This is a genomic window from Geobacillus sp. DSP4a (assembly GCF_013096875.1).
Taxonomy (GTDB): Bacteria; Bacillota; Bacilli; order Bacillales; family Anoxybacillaceae; genus Geobacillus; species Geobacillus thermophilus.
Genome location: NZ_SDLD01000020.1, coordinates 1 through 19,601, shown reverse-complemented (window position 1 = coordinate 19,601; position 19,601 = coordinate 1). Strand labels below are relative to the sequence as shown.

The following is a 19,601-nucleotide window of genomic DNA, read 5'->3' as shown; positions in this document are numbered from 1 at the left end:
TCCTCTGTCGGCAAGCCGCTTCGGCTCCCGATATATAGTGTAACAAAAAAGAGGCTTTCCCTTGCTTGGGTCAGCCTCTTTTTTTGCAATGACGCCATTACTTCACTTCAACTTTTGCGCCAACTTCTTCAAGTTTGGCTTTAATTTCTTCTGCTTCTTCCTTCGAAACGGCTTCTTTGATCGGTTTCGGCGTGTTGTCAACCAAGTCTTTCGCTTCTTTCAAGCCGAGACCAGTGAGTTCGCGGACAACTTTAATAACTTTGATTTTTTGCGCGCCAGCATCAGCGAGAATGACATCAAATTCTGTTTTCTCAGCTGCTGCTTCAGCGCCGGCTGCCGCACCGCCAGCGACAACAACCGGAGCTGCCGCCGTTACGCCGAATTCTTCCTCGATTGCTTTTACCAGTTCGTTTAATTCCAATACCGTCATATTTTTCACAGCTTCAATGATTTGTTCTTTCGTCATCATTATTTCCTCCTTGTTTGGTTGATGGTGTGTTATGCACATCGGTATGCACGATTACGCGCCTTGTTCTTCTTGCTTGTCAGCCACCGCTTTGACCGCAAGCGCAAAGTTGCGGATCGGGGCTTGGAGAACGCTAAGCAGCATCGAAAGCAGCCCTTCGCGGGACGGGAGCTTCGCCAACGCATCGATTTCTTCTTTGCTGGCGATGTTCCCTTCGATGACGCCGCCTTTGATCTCCAACGCCTCATGCGTTTTCGCAAACTCGCTTAAAATTTTTGCCGGCGCCACAACATCTTCATTGCTGAACGCGATGGCGTTCGGGCCGGTAAACACCTCATCCAATCCTTCCAGGCCGACTTCCGCGAGCGCCCGGCGGGTCATCGTGTTTTTATACACTTTGAACTCAATGCCTGCTTCGCGCAGCTGTTTGCGCAGCTCGGTCATTTCCGCCACGTTCAGGCCGCGGTAATCGACGATGACGGTTGCCTTGCTGGCGCGGAATTTGTCCGCAATCTCGGCAACCACTTGTTTTTTCAGTTCAATCGCGCTCGACACGTCCTGCACCTCCTGCAAAGAAAATGGTGGAATACCAGTTATACCGTTTGGCGGCTCAATAAAAAACCTCCATGCCGCGTAGACATGGAGGTAGCGTTCAACGCACGGCCGCCGGCTGCTGCCGGCCTATGGCGCGCTGCTTATCGTCCACATACCTCGGTAGGAAATTAAGCCGGGAACGGCACCTACTGTCTACGGTATAAATGATATTCGTTTGTTCAGCCAAATGGCATTTTATCAGACTCGACGCAGAAAGTCAACCGTTATTGTGCAACAGCCACCGTCGTCGGGTCCACTTTAATGCCAGGACCCATCGTTGACGTAATCGTCACGTTTTTGACGTATGTCCCTTTCGCTGCCGCCGGTTTGGCTTTCAAAATCGCCTCGTAGACGGCGGCGAAGTTTTCGGCCAGTTTCTCGTTGTCGAACGATACTTTGCCGATCGGCACATGAATGTTGCCGGCTTTATCAACGCGGTATTCCACTTTACCAGCTTTGATCTCCTGCACAGCTTTCGCAACGTCAAACGTGACCGTGCCGGTTTTCGGGTTTGGCATTAACCCTTTCGGACCCAAAATACGACCGAGTTTCCCGACCTCGCCCATCATATCCGGCGTGGCAACAACGACGTCAAAGTCAAACCAGCCTTGCTGGATTTTATTGATGTATTCTGTATCGCCGACATAGTCAGCGCCAGCTGCTTCTGCTTCTTTCGCTTTTTCCCCTTTTGCGAACACTAACACGCGCGCTACTTTCCCCGTGCCGTGCGGCAGGACGACAGCGCCGCGAATTTGTTGGTCCGCTTTTTTCGGGTCAACGCCCAACCGGAACGCAACTTCCACCGTCGCATCAAATTTCGCGACGTTCGTTTTTTTCACGAGCTCGATCGCTTCTGCAACCGGATAAGCCTTGAAGCGATCAACGAGCTTCAACGCTTCTAAGTATTTTTTTCCTCTTTTCGGCATGTAAAATCCTCCTCAATTGTGGTTTTAGCGGAAAAAACCTCCCACGATCAAACAACCTTCGCTTCTTTCGAAGGCGAACCATTCAGCAGACAGCGACCTTCTGAAAAGGACTGTCCTTCATTCATAAAAGACTTTTTTGCCCATGGAGAGAGAGGTTGCGGAATACGCAACCCCCCCGGACAACACACCAGCCTTAGTCTTCGATCACGATGCCCATGCTGCGAGCCGTGCCTTCAACCATACGCATGGCTGCTTCAATGCTCGCTGCATTCAAATCCGGCATTTTCAATTCAGCAATCTCGCGCACTTTGTCACGTTTGATCGTCGCTACTTTGTTGCGGTTCGGTTCGCCGGAGCCCGATTCGATGCCCGCCGCTTTTTTCAACAGTACAGCGGCCGGCGGCGTTTTCGTGATGAATGTAAACGAACGGTCTTCAAAAACCGTAATTTCAACCGGAATGATCAAGCCTGCCTGGTCAGCGGTACGGGCATTAAACTCTTTGCAAAACGCCATAATATTAACACCGGCTTGACCTAACGCAGGACCTACTGGCGGCGCCGGATTTGCTTTCCCTGCAGGAATTTGCAGTTTGACGATCTTGATTACTTTTTTCGCCACGAGACACACCTCCTTAAGTCCGTGATGTGGTATTAGGGATTGCCCCTCCCACTCCATCCGGCTCCGATCTGACGAGCCGCTTTCATATCTCCCGTTTCGGCCGGGAGGATTAGCGCATCAAGCACGTTCGCTCCCTTATACAGCACGTATAAGTTCATCGCTGCATGCCTTGTCTAAGATTCAAGACATACTGACTTTAAAATAGTATCACTTTTCAACAACGATTGCAAGTTCTTTTCCATTAGATTTTTTCTATTTGCGAAAACTCCAATTCCACCCGTGTTTCGCGGCCAAACATATCGACAAGCAGCTTCACCTTATGTTTGTCGAGGTCAATCGCCTCAATTTTTCCAGTGAAGTTGGCAAACGGCCCTTCTTTAATCCGGACCGTTTCATTCACCTCGTAGTCGACATCAATCTCAGTAAGCGGCATGCCCATCCGCTTCAAAATCATTTTGACTTCTTCCTCCATGAGCGGCGTCGGTTTCGAACCAGCCCCGCTCGAACCGACAAATCCGGTCACGCCCGGCGTGTTGCGCACGACGTACCACGAATCGTCGGTCATGATCATTTCGACAAGCACATAACCGGGGAACACTTTCTTTTTCGTCGTTTTCCGTTTGCCGTTTTTGATGTCCGTTTCCGTTTCTTCCGGGACGACAACACGGAAAATCTTGTCTTGCATTCCCATTGATTCAACGCGTTTCTCCAAATTGGCTTTCACCTTATTTTCGTATCCCGAATATGTATGGACGACATACCAGTTTTTCTCCATCAGCGAGCCTCCCTAGGGCGGTTTTCATTTTGTTTTCTGCGCAAAACAAAAACCCGTTTCCGGGTTCCATGTTCGCACGATTATCTTTCATTATAGCATATCATCCGCCCGCTTATTCAAATACAAGGCGAATCAACTGCGAAATGCCGAGGTCGACAACGGCGAAAAAGATGGTGAAAAACGCCACCGTAGCCAATACGATTCCTGTATAGTTCACTAGTTCTTTCCGGCTCGGCCAGCTTACTTTTTTCAACTCCCGCACGACTTCTTTGAAAAAGTTGGTTACTCGCTGCATCCCTCGTACCTCCACGATTGCTCAAAACTGTCCCCACCGCCTGCTTCGTCTCGCGATGGACGGTATGATTGTTGCTCATCGGGCAAAACTTGTTGGCCGCCAAGCGCCTGCACCAAGGCAACCGGCCTGTTTTGCAGCCGTGCAGTTTCGGCTTCCGCACCGCGCAAGCCAACGCCGCTTGTTAACATAAACGTTTCACCGTTCCCGCGAGATGTCCATAAAAATTTATCATATCAGCATTTCCGCTGTCAATGCCATCTTTTGGCCTCCGTTCGGCCATCGGCCGATGCGCCGCCTACAAACTGATTTCCCGATATTCCAAATATTTCTCCAACTTCCGTTTGACGCGCTGCAAGGCGTTGTCGATCGATTTGACATGGCGGTTTAACTCTTCGGAAATTTCTTGGTACGAGCGCCCGTCCAAATACAACGCGAGCACTTTCCGTTCCAAATCGCTGAGCAATTCCGCCATTTTCAGCTCAATATCGTCAACTTCCTCGCGGTTGACAATCAGCTCTTCCGGGTCGGTCACCTGTGTGCCGGACAACACGTCCATCAGCGTCCGGTCCGACTCGTCGTCGTAAATCGGCTTGTCCAAGGAAACGTAAGAGTTGAGCGGAATGTGCTTTTGGCGGGTCGCGGTTTTAATCGCGGTAATCATTTGCCTCGTGATGCATAGTTCTGCAAATGCTTTAAATGAAGAGAGCTTGTCCCCCTTAAAATCGCGGACTGCCTTGTACAGCCCGATCATCCCTTCCTGCACGATGTCCTCGCGGTCAGCCCCGACTAAAAAGTATGAGCGGGCTTTGGCGCGCACAAAGTTTTGGTATTTGTGGATCAAAAAATCAAGCGCTTCTCCATCCCCTTCGTGAACAAGTGCAACAAGCTGTTCATCCTCTAAATGTTTATAATCCTTTGGCTTGTCTACTTTTAAGCATTCCGCCACGCTGATCCCCCCGACCGCATCAATCGCTAACATTTATTATACAGTACAAATTTTTACAGCGTCAACCGCTCATTTTTGCCCTCTTCGCCATTTTTCAAAAATTTCGGCAACTCGGTCATTGAGCGGCACTTTCAAGGTCGGGGTATGCTGCTTCATGGACTGCAACTTCTTTGAAATATCCCGCTCCACCTCTTCGATTTCGTGCAGAAGTTCGCGCGCCGATTTGCGCAAGGCGCCTTGACCGAACACCGTCCATTGTTCCGTATAATCCGATGTCGCGACATACACTTTGGTGCGCGCGTTGATGAGCGTTTTCGCCAACCGCTCAATCCGTTCGTCCGCCGTCTCATTTTCCTTTGTAAAAATGACATCGATATCGTAGTTTTTATACTTTTTCTCGTTTCCCTGCACGAGATGGGCGTCAAACACGACCACGACGTGATCCCCGGTGAACCCTTTGTAATCGGCCAGTTTGTCAATCAACAAATCCCTTGCCGCTGCCAGATCGCCTTCCTCTTTCAGCCGGCGCAACGCCGGCCATGCCCCGATGATGTTGTAACCGTCGACAATTAAAACGTTCATCGGCTATTCCCCTAGCGGATACCGCTTTCGGTACACCTCGTACATGAGCAAACTGGCGGCGACAGAAGCGTTGAGCGAAGTGACGTGCCCCCGCATCGGCAGCCGAAACAAGAAATCACACTTTTCCCGCACTAACCGGCTGATGCCTTTTCCCTCGCTGCCGATGACCAGCGCCAACGGCATCGTGCCGTCAAGGAAGCGGTAGTCATCTTTGGCGTCTGCATCGGTGCCAGCCACCCAAACGCCCCGCTCTTTCAGCTCGTCGATCGTCCGCGCCAAGTTCGTCACGCGCGCGACCGGAACGTGCTCGATCGCTCCGGTTGACGCCTTCGCTACGGTCGGCGTCAACCCCACCGACCGCCGTTTCGGGATGATGAGCCCGTGCGCTCCGACCGCATCTGCGGTGCGCATAATGGCGCCCAAGTTATGCGGGTCTTCGAGCTCGTCCAAAATGAGGAAAAACGGCGCTTCTTCCCGTCGGGCGGCGCGGGCAAACAAATCGTCGACCTCGTAATAGCGGTATGCGGCCGCCTGGGCGATCACCCCTTGGTGCACCCCGTCAACCATTTGGTCAAGCTTGCGCTTCGGAACATATTGGACGAGCACGCCCCGCCGCTTCGCCCATTCGAGGACAGGCTCGACGGCGTGGCGCTGCGCTCCTTCCGCGATCCAGATTTTATTGATGTCGCGCCCGGATTTGAGCGCCTCGATGACCGGGTTTCTGCCGATAATGTAATCCATCATTCCAACGCCCTTTCTTCCCTTTCAATAATCGCAAATGAACGGCCGATTAACTCGTCGACCCGCCGGCCGTTGTCCTGTAAAAAATGATAGCCGATCAACGCTTCGAACGCGGTGCTGTGCCGGTATGTCTGCACATCCGTATTTTTCGGAATCGTGCCTGATTTCGCGTTGCGGCCGCGGCGGACGATGGCTTGCTCCTCTTCCGTCAACGCGCCTTCATCAAGCAAGGTTAAAATGACTCTTGCTTGCGCCCGGGCCGACACGTAGCGGATCGCCCGCCGATGCAGCTCGTGCGGCCGTACGCTGCCCATCGCCAGCAAGTGGCGGCGCACGTACACTTCATAAACCGCATCGCCAATATAGGCGAGCGCCAAGCCATTTAATTGTTTGACATCATGAACGGTCTCAAACTGCGCCATTGCTTATGATCCCCGTTTCCATCTTGTCCCTTGCGGCGTATCTTCCAAAATAATGTTTTTGGCCTTCAACTCGTCGCGAATGCGGTCAGCCAGCGCGAAATCGCGGTTTTTCCGCGCTTCGTTGCGCTGTTGGATCAGCGCCTCGATTTCCTCATCAAGCAGCTCTTCTTGCTTTGGCTTTGGATCGAGGCCAAGCACGTCCATCAACTGTTCAAATTCACGCAAAAAGGCGCCAATAACGGTTTCCGATGTCGTCTTTTCCTGCAAATACAAGTTCGCTTGTTTCGCCAGCTCAAATAGAACCGCAATGCCGTTCGCCGTGTTGAAATCGTCGTCCATTTCGCGGATGAACGATTCGCGGACCGCAGCGATGCGCGACAGCCATTTGTCATTGTCGTCGGTTAAATTCGTGCTCGCTCCGAGCCGGTGCTGCAAGTTGCCATATGCCGTCCTTAAGCGTTCGAGCCCGCGCCGGGCGCTCTCGAGCAGCTCTTCGCTGTAGTTGATCGGATGGCGATAGTGCACCGACAACATAAAGAAGCGCAGCACTTGCGGGTCAATCTGCCGGATGATATCGTGGACAAGCACGAAGTTGCCGAGCGACTTCGACATTTTTTCGTTGTTAATATTTAAATACCCGTTGTGCAGCCAATATTTCGCAAACGGTTTGCCGGTCAAAGCCTCTGACTGGGCGATTTCGTTTTCATGGTGCGGGAACGTCAAATCTTGGCCGCCGGCGTGGATATCGATCGTATCGCCTAAATATTTGCGCGCCATCGCCGAGCATTCGATATGCCAGCCCGGCCGCCCTTTTCCCCACGGGCTGTCCCAACAAATCTCTCCTTCTTTCGCCGCTTTCCAAAGGGCGAAATCGAGCGGGTCGTCTTTTTTCTCGCCGACTTCGATGCGCGCTCCAGCCTGCAATTCATCGATCGATTGGTGCGACAGCTTGCCGTAACCGGGAAACTTGCGCGTCCGGTAGTAGACGTCGCCGTCCACCTCGTACGCATACCCCTTGTCGATGAGCGCTTGGATGAATTCGATAATCGTCCCGATATTTTCTGTCACGCGCGGGTGGATGTCCGCCTTTTTGCAGCCAAGCGCCTGAATGTCTTCAAAATACGCCTCGATAAACCGCTCGGCAATCGCCGGAACGCTTTCGCCAAGCTCGCGGGCCGCCTTAATCAGTTTGTCGTCGACATCGGTAAAATTGGATACGTACGTCACGTCGTAGCCGCGGAACTCCAAATAGCGGCGGATCGTGTCAAAGACGATGGCGGCTCGGGCGTTCCCGATATGGATATAGTTGTAAACGGTCGGACCGCATACATACATTTTGACCTTGTTGGGCTCAAGCGGCTCAAACGGTTCCTTTTTTCGCGTCAACGTATTATAAAGCCGGATGCTGCTCATACTCGCTCTTCCTTTCTTGCTGTTTCAATGCCTCCAACTCGCTTTTCAGCCGGACGATCTCCTCTTCAAGCTCCCGGAACCGGTCAGCGATCGGATCTGGCAGGTCGGTGTGGTTCAAATCTTTTTTCACTTTCACTCCATCACGCACAACCACGCGGCCCGGAATGCCAACGACGGTTGAGTTGGGCGGCACGTCTTTTAACACGACCGACCCGGCGCCGATTTTCGAGTTTTCGCCGATCGTAATCGACCCGAGCACTTTCGCGCCGGCAGCGATCAAACAGTTGTCTTTGATCGTCGGGTGCCGCTTCCCTTTTTCTTTCCCTGTCCCTCCTAATGTGACCCCTTGATAGACCGTGACATTGTCGCCGATTTCGCACGTTTCGCCGATCACCACGCCCATGCCGTGGTCGATGAAAAAGCGGCGGCCGATTTTGGCGCCCGGATGAATTTCAATGCCGGTGAAAAAGCGGCTGATTTGCGAAATCAACCGGGCAAGAAAGTAAAATTTCCGTTTGTAAAGCGCATGAGCGATCCGATGCGCCCAAATGGCATGCAGGCCGGAGTACGTTAAAATGACTTCCAGGTAGCTTCTTGCCGCCGGGTCTTGCTCAAAAATGACCTCAATATCCTCTTTTAACGTTTTAAACATCATGTCCTCCCTCCATCCCTCTAAGTTGTTTTGAATAAAAAAGCGTCCCTGTGCCGAAGACACAGAGACGCTTTTGGCGCGGTTCCACTCTGTTTAGCGAAACGGGAAAACGCCGTTTCACTCGCTCGAGTCCGATAACGGAGAGGCTCCGCTCCTCTCTACTGCAGAACGTCCCTGTTCCGGTTCGAAAGGAGGCTCCGAGGCGCATTTCGGATAACGCCGGGCATAAGCCGCTTCCAGCCAAGGCGGCTCTCTCTGGGATGACGGCGTTTCCTACTTCTCCTCGTCAACGCTTTTTCACTATGCGCTTGTTCAACCGATAAACTTTGTATTATTATACCACACGCACTACGCAAACGTGCATAACTATTCCGCTAAAATTTTTCTTGCAGCGCCCGCTCGAGCCGCTCGATTACTTTTTGTTTGCCGAGCAGCTGAATGGCAAACGGCAGCTCCGGCCCGTGCGTTTGCCCGGTCACCGCGGCGCGAATTGGCATAAACAGCTTTTTCCCTTTTTGTCCGGTCGCCTTTTGCACCGCCTTAATCGCCGCTTTAATTTCGTCGGCTGTAAACGGGTCGAGGTCCCGCACATGGGCCAAAAAGGCCGAAAGCACGTCGGGCACTTGTTCTTCGGCGAGCACTTGGCGCGCCTCATCTTCGTATTCGACTTCTTCCTTAAAGAACAGCTCGGACAACGGAACAATCTCCGCCCCGTAGCTCATTTGCTCTTGATACAGTGCGATTAAATCGCGCGCCCACTGCCGCTGTTCGTCGCTCATGTCCGCCGGCAAGCGCCCGGCTTTCACCAAATGCGGCAAAGCCAATTCAACGAGCCGGTCCAAATCGAGTTTTTTGATGTATTGATTGTTCATCCATGTCAGCTTTTTCGTGTCAAACATCGACGGCGACTTTGACAGCCGCGAAACGTCGAAGATGCGGATGAGCTCGTCTTTCGAAAAAATTTCTTCCTCCCCTTCCGGCGACCAGCCTAAGAGGGCGAAAAAGTTGAACATCGCTTCCGGCAAATAGCCGAGCTCTTTGTATTGCGACACGAACTGAATGATTGACTCATCGCGCTTGGACAACTTTTTCCGCTGTTCGTTGACAATCAACGTCAAATGGGCAAACTGCGGCGGCTCCCAGCCAAAATATTCATACACCATCAGCTGCTTCGGCGTGTTGGACAAATGCTCCTCACCGCGGAACACATGGCTGATCTCCATAAGGTGGTCGTCGATGACGACGGCAAAGTTGTACGTCGGAATGCCGTTCGCCTTCACAATGACCCAATCGCCGATATCTTTCGATTCAAACGTCACTTTGCCGCGCACCAGATCGTCGACTTCGTATGTTTTCCCTTCCGGCACCTTGAGGCGGATCGTATACGGCTTGCCTTGCGCCTCAAGTTCCGCGACCTGCTCCGGCGTCAAACGGCGGCACTTGCCGCTGTATTGCGGAGCGGCGATGCCGGCCGCACGCTGCTCCTCCCGCTCCCGCTCAAGCTCTTCCGGCGTGCAAAAACATTTGTACGCATGTCCTTGCTCGAGCAGTTCGTCCACATACTTCCGGTATATATCAAGCCGCTCCGTCTGGCGGTACGGCCCATAGCCGCCATCTTTATCAACGGACTCGTCATAATCGATGCCGAGCCATTGTAAGTTTTCGAGCTGCGACTGTTCGCCGCCTTCCACGTTCCGTTCGATATCCGTATCCTCGATGCGGACGATCATTTTTCCGCCGTGATGGCGAGCAAACAAATAGTTAAACAGCGCGGTCCGCGCCCCTCCGATATGCAAATGGCCGGTCGGGCTCGGCGCATAGCGCACGCGCACATCTTTTGCCATCGTCCAACCCTCCACTTTCATCCAAACTTGTACCCTTATTGTACCGTTTATCGCGGCAAAGTTCAAAACGGACGGCTCGCCCCATTCGGCGCCTAACGGCTGCGCCTTACTCCCCGCTCTTTTTAAGCAACACGACCGCTTGGGCGGCAATGCCTTCCCCGCGCCCGGTGAACCCGAGTTTTTCCGTTGTCGTCGCCTTGACGTTCACTTGTGTGCGCTCGGCTTCAAGCAGGCGGGCGATCACGGCTTTCATCTCCTCAATGTACGGAGCCATTTTCGGCTTTTGAGCGATAATCGTACAGTCGGCGTTCACCAATGCATACCCTTCCTTCCGGACGAGCGTCCATACGTGCGCCAACAATTCGGTTGAGTCCGCGTCTTTATAGCGCGGGTCATCATCAGGAAAATGCCGTCCGATATCGCCGGCGCCAATCGCTCCAAGGCACGCGTCCGCCACCGCGTGGAGCAGAACATCGGCATCCGAATGGCCGAGCAGCCCTTTCTCATGCGGAATATGTACGCCGCCAATGATAAGCGGACGCCCTTCAACGAGCTGGTGAACGTCAAACCCTTGTCCGATGCGAAACATGTCTTCACCTCCGTTTACTCCGCGATGCGGCTCGCTAAAATCGCCTCGGCAAACAAAATGTCTTCCGGAGTCGTCAGTTTAATGTTGCGGTAGTCCCCTTCTACAATTTTCACCGGCTTGCCGAGCCGCTCGACGAGGCTGGCGTCGTCCGTGCCAAGATAGCCTTCCCGTTTCGCAGCCTCATGCGCCTCGGCGATCAAAGACAGACGAAAAGCTTGTGGCGTCTGCACCGCCCACAAGCTGGAACGATCAATCGTCTGTTCGACAAACAAACCGTCCACTTTTTTGATCGTGTCTTTCACCCGCACAGCCGGGACCGCTGCCCCGTATCGGGCGGCTGCATCCGCCAGCTCATGCAAATGGCGGACGTGAATAAACGGGCGGGCGCCGTCGTGGATCAGGACAATGCCCCGTCCCTCTAACGCCTGCAGCCCGTTATAGACGCTATGTTGCCGCTCCTCGCCGCCCTCAGCGAACGCTGCCACTTTTTTGATACGAAAACGAACGACAAGTTGCTCAAAGCGGCTTCGCTCCGCCGGATTCACGACAAGCACGACGCGGGCGCACCGTTCATCGCGGTCGAACACCTTCAGCGTCCGGACGATGAGCGGTTCGCCGCCTAGTTCAATAAACTGCTTATTCATACCGGCGTTCATCCGCTTTCCTTGTCCGGCCGCCAAGACAATCGCTTCGTAGTTCATTGGACGTTTCCCCTGTTCTGTTTACAGCGCTTTTTGCAACAGCTTCAGCTTGGCAAAAATCATTCTCCCCGCAGATGTTTGTAACACGCTGGTGACTAGGACGTCAACCCGTTTGCCGATATATTCTTTGCCGTCTTCGACAACAATCATCGTTCCGTCATCCAAGTAAGCAACGCCCTGGTTATGTTCCTTTCCGTCCTTAATGACATGCACATTCAGCTCCTCGCCCGGCAGGACGATCGGCTTGACGGCATTAGCCAAATCGTTGATATTAAGGACGCGCACGTTTTGCAGCTCACACACTTTGTTCAAGTTGAAATCATTTGTGACGACGACGCCTTGAAGCTGTTTGGCTAGTTTGACGAGCTTGCTGTCGACTTCTTGCACATCGCTGAAGTCGTCCTCATGAATTTCCACCTTCATCGCCATCTCTTTTTGAATGCGGTTTAAAATATCCAAGCCGCGGCGGCCGCGGTTTCGCTTCAGCACATCGGAGGAGTCGGCGATATGCTGGAGCTCCTCTAACACAAAACGGGGAATGACAAGCGGGCCTTCCAAAAACCCGGTTTGGCAAATGTCCGCAATCCGCCCATCGATGATGACGCTTGTGTCCAAAATTTTCACCGCTCCACCTTTCGGCGCCTCGTTCTCGGTTTCTCCGCCTTTTTTCTTTGTCATTCGATTGGAAAGAGAAAATAAGTTCATCAGCTCATTCCGTTTCTTTAAGCCGACACGAAACCCTAAATAGCCAAGCAAGATCGTCAAAAAAATCGGCAGCACCGTGTTCAACACTTGAATTCGAAACGATTGCAGCGGCATGACGACCAAAAACGCAATAATAAGACCAAAAATCAGCCCGAGGCTGCCAAACAGCACGTCAGCAGCAGGCGCCCTTACCAATGTTTCCTCGACCCAGCGCACCATGTCCACAACATAATCCACAAGCCAAAACGTCAACAAAAAGAAAAGAACAGCGCCCAACACCGCCAACGTATAGGAATTATGGATGAGCGGCATGCCGCTTACATTCAACAGCGCAAGCAAATCAGGCAAAAACATGGCGCCCAGCGTTCCGCCTACGGCGAGAAAAAATAGTTGTACGACACGTTTGACCATCGGCTCATCTTCACCTCCCTATCTAACATTATAAACAGTTTCCAATGTTTGAAACCAACCGAAACCCAATTTTTAACCATTTTTGAACATTCGACATCCGCTTGTAACAATTCGCGCTGGACGCCCGTGCACAGCGGAAGGACGTTGCCCCCCTATATATATTTACGTTGTTCGAAACAAAAAGGTTCGGTCATTTCATGCAAAACATGATCGGGGCGGAGCAAGAGGATGCTTTAGCGAGCGCCCCCAGCCGTTTCCTATTTGCCCGTTCCCCCGAAGAAAGCGTTCAAATCATCGTGTGCTCGAGCGCCTCGGCCACATGGGAAACGCCGATCACCTGAACGCTTGCCGGCGGCTGCCAACCTGCCAAATTGTTTTTCGGTACAATGACACGGGAAAAACCTAGTTTGACAGCCTCTTGCACACGCTGTTCAATGCGGGAGACACGCCGCACTTCCCCGGTCAACCCGACTTCACCGATAATGACGTCGGCCGGATTGGTCGGCCGATCGCGAAAGCTTGAGGCGATGCTGACGGCGATGGCTAGGTCAATGGCCGGCTCATCAAGCTTCACTCCGCCCGCCACCTTCAAATAGGCATCTTGGTTTTGCAACAGCAGCCCGACCCGCTTTTCCAATACGGCCATAAGCAACGACACGCGGTTATGATCGAGGCCGGTCGCCATCCGCCTCGGGTTGCCGAAGCTTGTCGGCGAAACGAGCGCTTGAATTTCCACCAGAACCGGGCGCGTCCCTTCCATGGCCGCCACCACCGTCGAACCCGCCACCCCGTGCGATCGCTCTTCCAAAAACACTTCGGACGGATTTTCCACTTCCCGCAGCCCGATGTCGCGCATTTCAAAAATACCGATTTCATTCGTCGAACCGAAGCGGTTTTTCACCGCCCGCAAAATGCGGTACGTATGATGCCGCTCCCCCTCAAAATAAAGGACGGTATCGACCATATGCTCGAGAATGCGCGGCCCGGCGATCGCCCCTTCTTTCGTCACATGGCCGACGATAAAAATGGCGACGCCTTTTGTTTTGGCGATTTTCATCAACTCAGCGGTGCACTCGCGCACTTGGGCGACACTGCCCGGCGCTGACGTAATATCCGTCCGGTACACCGTCTGGATTGAATCAATCACGACACAGGCGGGCTGAATCGTTTCAATCGCTGATACAATATATTCCAAATTCGCCTCCGCTAACACATACAGATGATCGGACTCGGCGCGAAGGCGCCCAGCGCGCAGTTTTACCTGTTTGACGGATTCCTCGCCCGATACATACAACACTGTATGCCTAGCCGCCGCCAGTTGCGCTGAGGCCTGCAGCAACAGCGTCGACTTGCCGATGCCGGGGTCGCCGCCGATTAAGACGAGCGACCCTTTGACGATCCCCCCACCGAGCACGCGATTGAACTCTGCACTGTTCGTTTCGATGCGCGGCTCTTGCACCGCGGCAACGGCGGTAATCGGAACCGGTTTAGCGGACCCGGACGGCTCCGAATGGAGAAACGCCCCTCGCACAGCGGTTCTGACCGGCTCGATTTCCTCGACGAATGAGTTCCACGTTTGGCATCCCGGGCAGCGGCCGAGCCACTTCGCCGATTCGTATCCGCACTCTTGGCAAACAAATTTCGTCTTCTTTTTCGCCATTGAACTAACCCTTTCTCTCTTGTGTTCCATATGGAAAAAAGGTATGGGCAGCATCGTGCCGCATACCTTTTTTCATCACATCACGGCCTGTTTTGCCAATACGACAAATTCCCCATCTTTCACATCAACGACCACTTTTTGTCCTTTGGCGATCGTGCCTTTTAACAGTTCTTCGGACAAACGGTCTTCAATATGTTTTTGCAAAGCGCGGCGCAACGGGCGAGCCCCGTATTCCGGATCGAAACCTTCAGCAGCGATTTTCTCAATCGCCGCCTCCGTCAATTCAAGGTCAATATCTTGCTCTTTCAGCCGTTTCACCAGCGTATCAGCCATCAGACGGACAATTTGTTTTAGATGGTCTTTTTCAAGCGAATGGAAGACGATAATTTCATCGATCCGGTTCAAAAACTCCGGACGGAACGCTTTTTTCAGCTCATCCATGACCTTGCTTTTCATGTCTTTGTATTGCTGGTTTCCATCCTGGATGTTAAAGCCGACATACTTGTTCCGCTTCAAAGCATCCGCGCCGACGTTCGATGTCATAATGATGATCGTGTTGCGGAAGTCAACCGTCCGCCCTTTCGAGTCAGTCAACCGCCCGTCTTCGAGCACCTGCAGCAAGATGTTAAACACGTCCGGATGCGCTTTTTCCATCTCATCCAACAGAACGACCGAGTATGGCTTGCGGCGCACTTTTTCGGTCAGCTGGCCGCCTTCTTCGTAGCCGACATACCCCGGCGGCGAACCGATGAGCCGCGATGTCGAGTGTTTTTCCATATACTCGGACATATCGATGCGAATGAGGGCATCTTCATCTCCAAACATTGCCTCGGCCAATGCACGGGCCAATTCCGTTTTCCCGACGCCGGTCGGGCCGAGGAAAATGAACGAACCGATCGGGCGTTTCGGGTCTTTGAGGCCAGCCCGGGCGCGGCGCACCGCTTTGGCCACCGCTTTGACCGCCTCGTCTTGGCCGACGACGCGCGAATGCAAAATTTCTTCCAGTTTCAACAGCCGCTCGGTTTCCGTCTCGGCCAGCTTCGATACCGGAATCCCGGTCCAACTCGAGACGACCGCGGCAATGTCTTCGACCGTCACTTCCAAATTTTCTTGGCCTTGTTTTTCTTTCCACGCACGTTTCGTTTCTTCAAGCTCTTCACGCAGCCGCTGCTCCATATCACGCAGCGACGCCGCTTTTTCAAATTCTTGGCTTTGCACGGCCGCATCTTTCTCTTTTCGCACTTCTTCAAGCTTTTGCTCCAGTTCTTTCAGTTTCGGCGGCGCCGTGAACGAACGGAGACGCACTTTCGAGCAAGCTTCATCAATCAAGTCGATCGCTTTATCCGGCAGGAACCGGTCGGTAATATACCGGTCGGAAAGTTTGACTGCCTGAATGATCGCCTCATCGGAAATCGAGACGCGATGATGCGCTTCATACCGGTCGCGCAGCCCTTTTAAAATTTGAATCGACTCTTCAACTGTCGGCTCATCGACGTGAATCGGCTGGAAGCGGCGCTCGAGCGCAGCATCTTTCTCAATGTATTTGCGGTATTCATCAAGCGTTGTCGCACCGATACATTGCAATTCTCCACGCGCCAAGGCCGGCTTTAAAATGTTCGATGCGTCGATGGCCCCTTCGGCTCCGCCAGCGCCGATTAACGTATGGAGTTCATCGATGAACAAAATGATATTGCCCGCCTGGCGAATTTCGTCCATCACTTTTTTCAGCCGGTCTTCAAATTCGCCGCGGTATTTCGTCCCGGCGACGACCGTCCCCATATCGAGCGTCATGACCCGTTTGTCGCGCAGCGTTTCCGGCACTTCGTTGTTGACGATTTGCTGGGCCAATCCTTCCGCGATCGCTGTTTTTCCAACCCCCGGTTCACCGATGAGCACCGGGTTGTTTTTTGTCCGTCGGCTCAACACTTCAATGACACGCTGAATTTCTTTGCTGCGGCCGATGACCGGATCAAGCCGCCCTTCGCGGGCAATCGCCGTCAAATCGCGGGCAAGGCTGTCAAGCGTCGGCGTGCTTACATGCGAAGCCCCCCCACCGCCGTGACCCGATACCGATTCATTGCTGCCGAGCAGTTGCAACACTTGTTGGCGCGCCTTGTTCAAGCTCACCCCGAGGTTGTTCAGCACGCGAGCGGCCACGCCTTCCCCCTCGCGGATCAAACCAAGCAAAATATGCTCCGTGCCGACATACGAATGGCCAAGTTTCCTCGCTTCGTCCATTGACAGCTCGATCACTTTTTTCGCCCGCGGCGTGTAATGGAGCGTATGGGACACTTCATTGCCGCGGCCGATGAGCGATTCGACTTCTTTTTGGATTTTATCCGGGCCAAGTCCAAGCGCCATGAGCGCTTTAGCAGCGATTCCTTCCCCCTCACGGATCAGCCCAAGCAAAATATGTTCGGTTCCGATATTGTTATGGCCGAGGCGGATGGCTTCCTCTTGCGCCAACGCCAGCACTTTTTGCGCCCGTTCCGTAAATCTGCCAAACATCATCGTTCATCACCCTCCATCTTTCTTCGTGTTTCCATCCTTAAGCGTTCCCGAATCAACGCCGCCCGGCGGACATCCCGTTCCTCAGGGCGAAGCACCCCTCCGGCATATTGTTGCAAAAATCCTGGCTGCGTCAAAATCATCAGCTCATTTAAAATGTTGCGCGGGACGTTTTTGATATATCCTAAATCGATCCCTAAACGCACATCCGACAGGCATTGCGCCGCCTCCTTTGAATCGATGACGCGGCAGTTGGCCAATATGCCGTATGAACGGAATACCTTGTCTTCTAATTGTATGCCCAACGTTTTCACTAATGCCTGGCGAGCCGCCCTTTCTTGGGCGATGAGCTGCTCAACGATCGTATGCAAATCAGCGACAATATCTTCTTCTGATTTTCCGAGCGTAATTTGGTTCGAAATTTGGAAAATGTTCCCTAAAGCCTCACTTCCTTCCCCGTACGTGCCGCGGACGACGAGTCCCAACTGGTTGATGGCAGGGATGATGCGGTTGATCTGCTGCGTCAGCACCAGCGCCGGAAGATGCATCATCACCGACGCCCGCAACCCTGTTCCGACGTTCGTCGGACAGCTCGTTAAGTAACCAAGCCGTTCATCGAACGCATAGTTGACATGCCCTTCAATCCAATCATCCAACTCGCTCGCCGCCTCAAGCGCCTCGGCAAGCTGAAGCCCTGGAAACAGACACTGAATGCGGATATGGTCTTCCTCGTTGATCATAATGCTGATTTCCTCATTTTCCGAAAGCAGGCAGGCGCCAAACGGCGAATCTTCAGCCAAATGCGGGCTGATTAAGTGCTTTTCCACCAATACCCGTTTTTCAATCGGTTGAAGCTCCGACATTTTCAACAGTTCAAACCGTCCCGCTTCCCCATACGGACGATGGACGAACGCGCGCTCAAACAAGGCAACGATTTGTTTCGCCTCTTCGCTGCTAAACAGCGTTGGGAAACGAAAATCAACAATATTGCGCGCCAGCCGGATGCGGCTGCTCAACACGATGTCCGAATTCGGCCCCTCCTGGCTCATCCAAGCGCTGACCGCTGTGTTGAAAAACTTTCCAAATGACATACCGCTACATCTCCCCCTCTCCACGTCGGCGAAGTTCGTCCTCTAACGAACGAATCTGGTCGCGCACCTCGGCCGCCCGCTCAAATTCCTCGCGGGCAACTAATTCCTGAAGCTTTTGTTTCAACGTGGCCAGCTGCTTCCGCAAATGGAGGACGCCGCCTTTTCGCTTCGGAATTTTCCCTGAATGAGCAGTATTTCCGCTATGAAGCCGTTTTAAAATCGGCGGAAGGTAACGGGCAAACGTCCGATAGCAGTCGGCGCAACCGAACCGCCCAATTTGCGTAAACTGGTGGTATGTCATTTGGCACGTCTCGCATTGAAGCAAATCCGGATTCGGGAACGAATTGGCCGTCACTTCTTTCATCGGAGCTTGAAAGTTGAGAAGCCCCGCTAACAAATTGTTGAGCGGAAAGTCGTCATGGCCATAGAGCATAAACGTATGACCATGTTCTTTGGCGCATTGCTCGCAAAGGTGAAATTCCGTTTTTTCCCCGTTGACTATTTTCGTAAAATGCATCGTCGCCGGGCGTTGCTTGCATTCTTGGCAAATCAATGCCTCCCCCTCCCCTACTTATACTTTAGCGACGTCAGCATCGCCTTTAACATGCGCGCCCGCAGTTCATCCCGTTCGGGCAAATCGATATATAAAACGGAGCGATCCATCACGCTCAACATCATTTTCGCTTCCCGCTCCGAAATCACCTTTTCTTCCATAAGTCGTTTTATCACATCTTCGGCGCTCGACTGGCTGATGCGGTGGTCGATCAGCTCGAGCAACTGGTCAATCAGCTGCGCCTCGCTTTTCGTCTTTACTTTCATAATGCGGATATAGCCGCCGCCACCGCGCTTGCTTTCAACAATATATCCGCGCTCGAGCGTGAATCTCGTGTTGATGACATAGTTGATTTGCGAGGGAACACATTTGAATTTATTAGCAATTTCACTTCGTTTAATTTCAACGATGTCTTGGTCGCTCATATTGAGTACTTGCTTCAAATATTGCTCGATAATGTCGGAAATGTTTGGCACTCTACCTCCCACCTTCCTCACAACCAAGCTGCTTGGCGGTCAAGCTGCTCCCTGCCCAATAATAAACGGGCATTCCTTGGGAGGAAGCATCACCGCCATCTTGTTGACTTTGACTATATTTGACCTTGATTTTACTATACAATGTATGACGAAAAATTGCAAGGGCTACCGAAACAAGGGAGACTATCTATAGAATATCCGTTTTTTCGCCCAGTAAAACGCTTCTCGGTCAGATAAACGAAAAAGCACGCTTTTTCTCCTAATGAAGAAAAAGGCGTGCTTTCTGCTTAGCCTAGCAGCGACCTACTCTTGCAGGGGCGCTGGCCCCAACTACCATCGGCGCTGGAGGGCTTAACTTCCGTGTTCGGGATGGGAACGGGTGTTTCCCCTCCGCTATCACCACTAGGCCATATGAGGTTGTCAGGAATTCGTTCCCTGAAAACTAGATAACCGTTTTGGGAAGAAGCCGGGGCGAACCGCTCGCCTCCACTTTTCTTGTTAGGTTAAGCCCTCGATCGATTAGTATCCGTCAGCTCCACGTGTCGCCACGCTTCCACCTCGGACCTATCGACCTCGTCATCTTCGAGGGATCTTACCCGCCTGACGCGGTGGGAAATCTCATCTTGAGGGGG

21 protein-coding genes, 2 rRNA genes and 2 other annotated features are annotated in these 19,601 nt (G+C 52.7%); all 23 genes read right to left on the bottom strand.

Going from position 1 to position 19,601, the window contains the following annotated elements; genetic code table 11:
- Nucleotides 1–97: 97 nt before the first annotated feature.
- Nucleotides 98–466 carry a 50S ribosomal protein L7/L12 gene (gene rplL / locus ETC02_RS08705; RefSeq protein WP_033008641.1) on the bottom strand — a complete coding sequence of 123 codons (369 nt, stop codon included), beginning with the start codon at nucleotides 464–466 and terminating at the stop codon, nucleotides 98–100.
- A gap of 54 nt (nucleotides 467–520) precedes the next feature.
- On the bottom strand, nucleotides 521–1,021 hold the full coding sequence (gene rplJ / locus ETC02_RS08700) for a 50S ribosomal protein L10 (RefSeq protein ID WP_033008639.1): 501 nt from the start codon (nucleotides 1,019–1,021) through the stop codon (nucleotides 521–523).
- Between the two features lie 51 nt (nucleotides 1,022–1,072).
- Nucleotides 1,073–1,237 (bottom strand) — a sequence feature (ribosomal protein L10 leader region).
- Between the two features lie 47 nt (nucleotides 1,238–1,284).
- On the bottom strand, nucleotides 1,285–1,986 hold the full coding sequence (gene rplA / locus ETC02_RS08695; RefSeq protein WP_033008637.1) for a 50S ribosomal protein L1: 702 nt from the start codon (nucleotides 1,984–1,986) through the stop codon (nucleotides 1,285–1,287).
- A 193-nt stretch (nucleotides 1,987–2,179) separates the two neighbouring features.
- Nucleotides 2,180–2,605 (bottom strand): 50S ribosomal protein L11, encoded by a 426-nt coding sequence (gene rplK / locus ETC02_RS08690; protein ID WP_008882034.1) that lies wholly within the window; start codon nucleotides 2,603–2,605, stop codon nucleotides 2,180–2,182.
- Between the two features lie 241 nt (nucleotides 2,606–2,846).
- On the bottom strand, nucleotides 2,847–3,380 hold the full coding sequence (gene nusG / locus ETC02_RS08685) for a transcription termination/antitermination protein NusG (protein WP_033008634.1): 534 nt from the start codon (nucleotides 3,378–3,380) through the stop codon (nucleotides 2,847–2,849).
- 112 nt (nucleotides 3,381–3,492) lie between these two features.
- Nucleotides 3,493–3,675, bottom strand: a complete 183-nt coding sequence (gene secE / locus ETC02_RS08680; protein WP_033008632.1) for a preprotein translocase subunit SecE — start codon at nucleotides 3,673–3,675, stop codon at nucleotides 3,493–3,495.
- Between the two features lie 295 nt (nucleotides 3,676–3,970).
- The gene (sigH, locus tag ETC02_RS08670) at nucleotides 3,971–4,654 is read right to left on the bottom strand and encodes an RNA polymerase sporulation sigma factor SigH (RefSeq protein WP_216367762.1); all 684 of its coding nucleotides are present in this window, start codon (nucleotides 4,652–4,654) and stop codon (nucleotides 3,971–3,973) included.
- Between the two features lie 36 nt (nucleotides 4,655–4,690).
- Nucleotides 4,691–5,203, bottom strand: coding sequence for an NYN domain-containing protein (locus tag ETC02_RS08665; protein ID WP_033008628.1), 513 nt, complete (start codon nucleotides 5,201–5,203; stop codon nucleotides 4,691–4,693).
- 3 nt (nucleotides 5,204–5,206) lie between these two features.
- Nucleotides 5,207–5,944 (bottom strand): 23S rRNA (guanosine(2251)-2'-O)-methyltransferase RlmB, encoded by a 738-nt coding sequence (gene rlmB, locus ETC02_RS08660; RefSeq protein WP_033008626.1) that lies wholly within the window; start codon nucleotides 5,942–5,944, stop codon nucleotides 5,207–5,209.
- Complete coding sequence (locus tag ETC02_RS08655) at nucleotides 5,944–6,366, bottom strand: Mini-ribonuclease 3 (RefSeq protein WP_033008625.1); 423 nt, start codon at nucleotides 6,364–6,366, stop codon at nucleotides 5,944–5,946. Before ETC02_RS08655 ends, rlmB begins: the two co-directional genes overlap by 1 nt.
- A 3-nt stretch (nucleotides 6,367–6,369) precedes the next feature.
- On the bottom strand, nucleotides 6,370–7,779 hold the full coding sequence (gene cysS / locus ETC02_RS08650; RefSeq protein ID WP_050368056.1) for a cysteine--tRNA ligase: 1,410 nt from the start codon (nucleotides 7,777–7,779) through the stop codon (nucleotides 6,370–6,372).
- Nucleotides 7,757–8,494 carry a serine O-acetyltransferase gene (gene cysE, locus ETC02_RS08645; protein WP_080706580.1) on the bottom strand — a complete coding sequence of 246 codons (738 nt, stop codon included), beginning with the start codon at nucleotides 8,492–8,494 and terminating at the stop codon, nucleotides 7,757–7,759. Before cysE ends, cysS begins: the two co-directional genes overlap by 23 nt.
- Nucleotides 8,492–8,730 (bottom strand) — a binding site (T-box leader). (Overlaps the previous gene by 3 nt.)
- Before the next feature lie 75 nt (nucleotides 8,731–8,805).
- Nucleotides 8,806–10,275, bottom strand: coding sequence for a glutamate--tRNA ligase (gltX, locus tag ETC02_RS08640; RefSeq protein WP_033008710.1), 1,470 nt, complete (start codon nucleotides 10,273–10,275; stop codon nucleotides 8,806–8,808).
- 106 nt (nucleotides 10,276–10,381) lie between these two features.
- Nucleotides 10,382–10,864, bottom strand: a complete 483-nt coding sequence (ispF, locus tag ETC02_RS08635; RefSeq protein WP_033008623.1) for a 2-C-methyl-D-erythritol 2,4-cyclodiphosphate synthase — start codon at nucleotides 10,862–10,864, stop codon at nucleotides 10,382–10,384.
- 14 nt (nucleotides 10,865–10,878) lie between these two features.
- Nucleotides 10,879–11,565: a 2-C-methyl-D-erythritol 4-phosphate cytidylyltransferase gene (gene ispD, locus ETC02_RS08630; protein ID WP_063210951.1), complete on the bottom strand. Its 687-nt coding sequence runs from the start codon at nucleotides 11,563–11,565 to the stop codon at nucleotides 10,879–10,881.
- A gap of 21 nt (nucleotides 11,566–11,586) precedes the next feature.
- Entirely contained in the window at nucleotides 11,587–12,681 is a 1,095-nt protein-coding gene (locus tag ETC02_RS08625) for a PIN/TRAM domain-containing protein (RefSeq protein ID WP_063210949.1), read from the bottom strand.
- Nucleotides 12,682–12,967: 286 nt separating this feature from the next.
- Nucleotides 12,968–14,341: a DNA repair protein RadA gene (gene radA, locus ETC02_RS08620; protein ID WP_050368055.1), complete on the bottom strand. Its 1,374-nt coding sequence runs from the start codon at nucleotides 14,339–14,341 to the stop codon at nucleotides 12,968–12,970.
- 75 nt (nucleotides 14,342–14,416) lie between these two features.
- Nucleotides 14,417–16,852: an ATP-dependent protease ATP-binding subunit ClpC gene (clpC, locus tag ETC02_RS08615; RefSeq protein WP_033008616.1), complete on the bottom strand. Its 2,436-nt coding sequence runs from the start codon at nucleotides 16,850–16,852 to the stop codon at nucleotides 14,417–14,419.
- Nucleotides 16,849–17,940, bottom strand: a complete 1,092-nt coding sequence (gene mcsB, locus ETC02_RS08610) for a protein-arginine kinase McsB (RefSeq protein WP_033008614.1) — start codon at nucleotides 17,938–17,940, stop codon at nucleotides 16,849–16,851. Before mcsB ends, clpC begins: the two co-directional genes overlap by 4 nt.
- Before the next feature lie 4 nt (nucleotides 17,941–17,944).
- A complete protein-coding gene (gene mcsA, locus ETC02_RS08605) occupies nucleotides 17,945–18,493 on the bottom strand; it encodes a protein-arginine kinase activator protein McsA (protein WP_050368054.1) in 549 nt (182 codons plus the stop codon).
- A gap of 14 nt (nucleotides 18,494–18,507) precedes the next feature.
- Complete coding sequence (ctsR, locus tag ETC02_RS08600) at nucleotides 18,508–18,969, bottom strand: transcriptional regulator CtsR (RefSeq protein ID WP_050368053.1); 462 nt, start codon at nucleotides 18,967–18,969, stop codon at nucleotides 18,508–18,510.
- Between the two features lie 290 nt (nucleotides 18,970–19,259).
- Nucleotides 19,260–19,376 (bottom strand): 5S ribosomal RNA (rrf, locus tag ETC02_RS08595).
- Between the two features lie 92 nt (nucleotides 19,377–19,468).
- Nucleotides 19,469–19,601 (bottom strand): 23S ribosomal RNA (locus tag ETC02_RS08590); the annotation flags it as partial.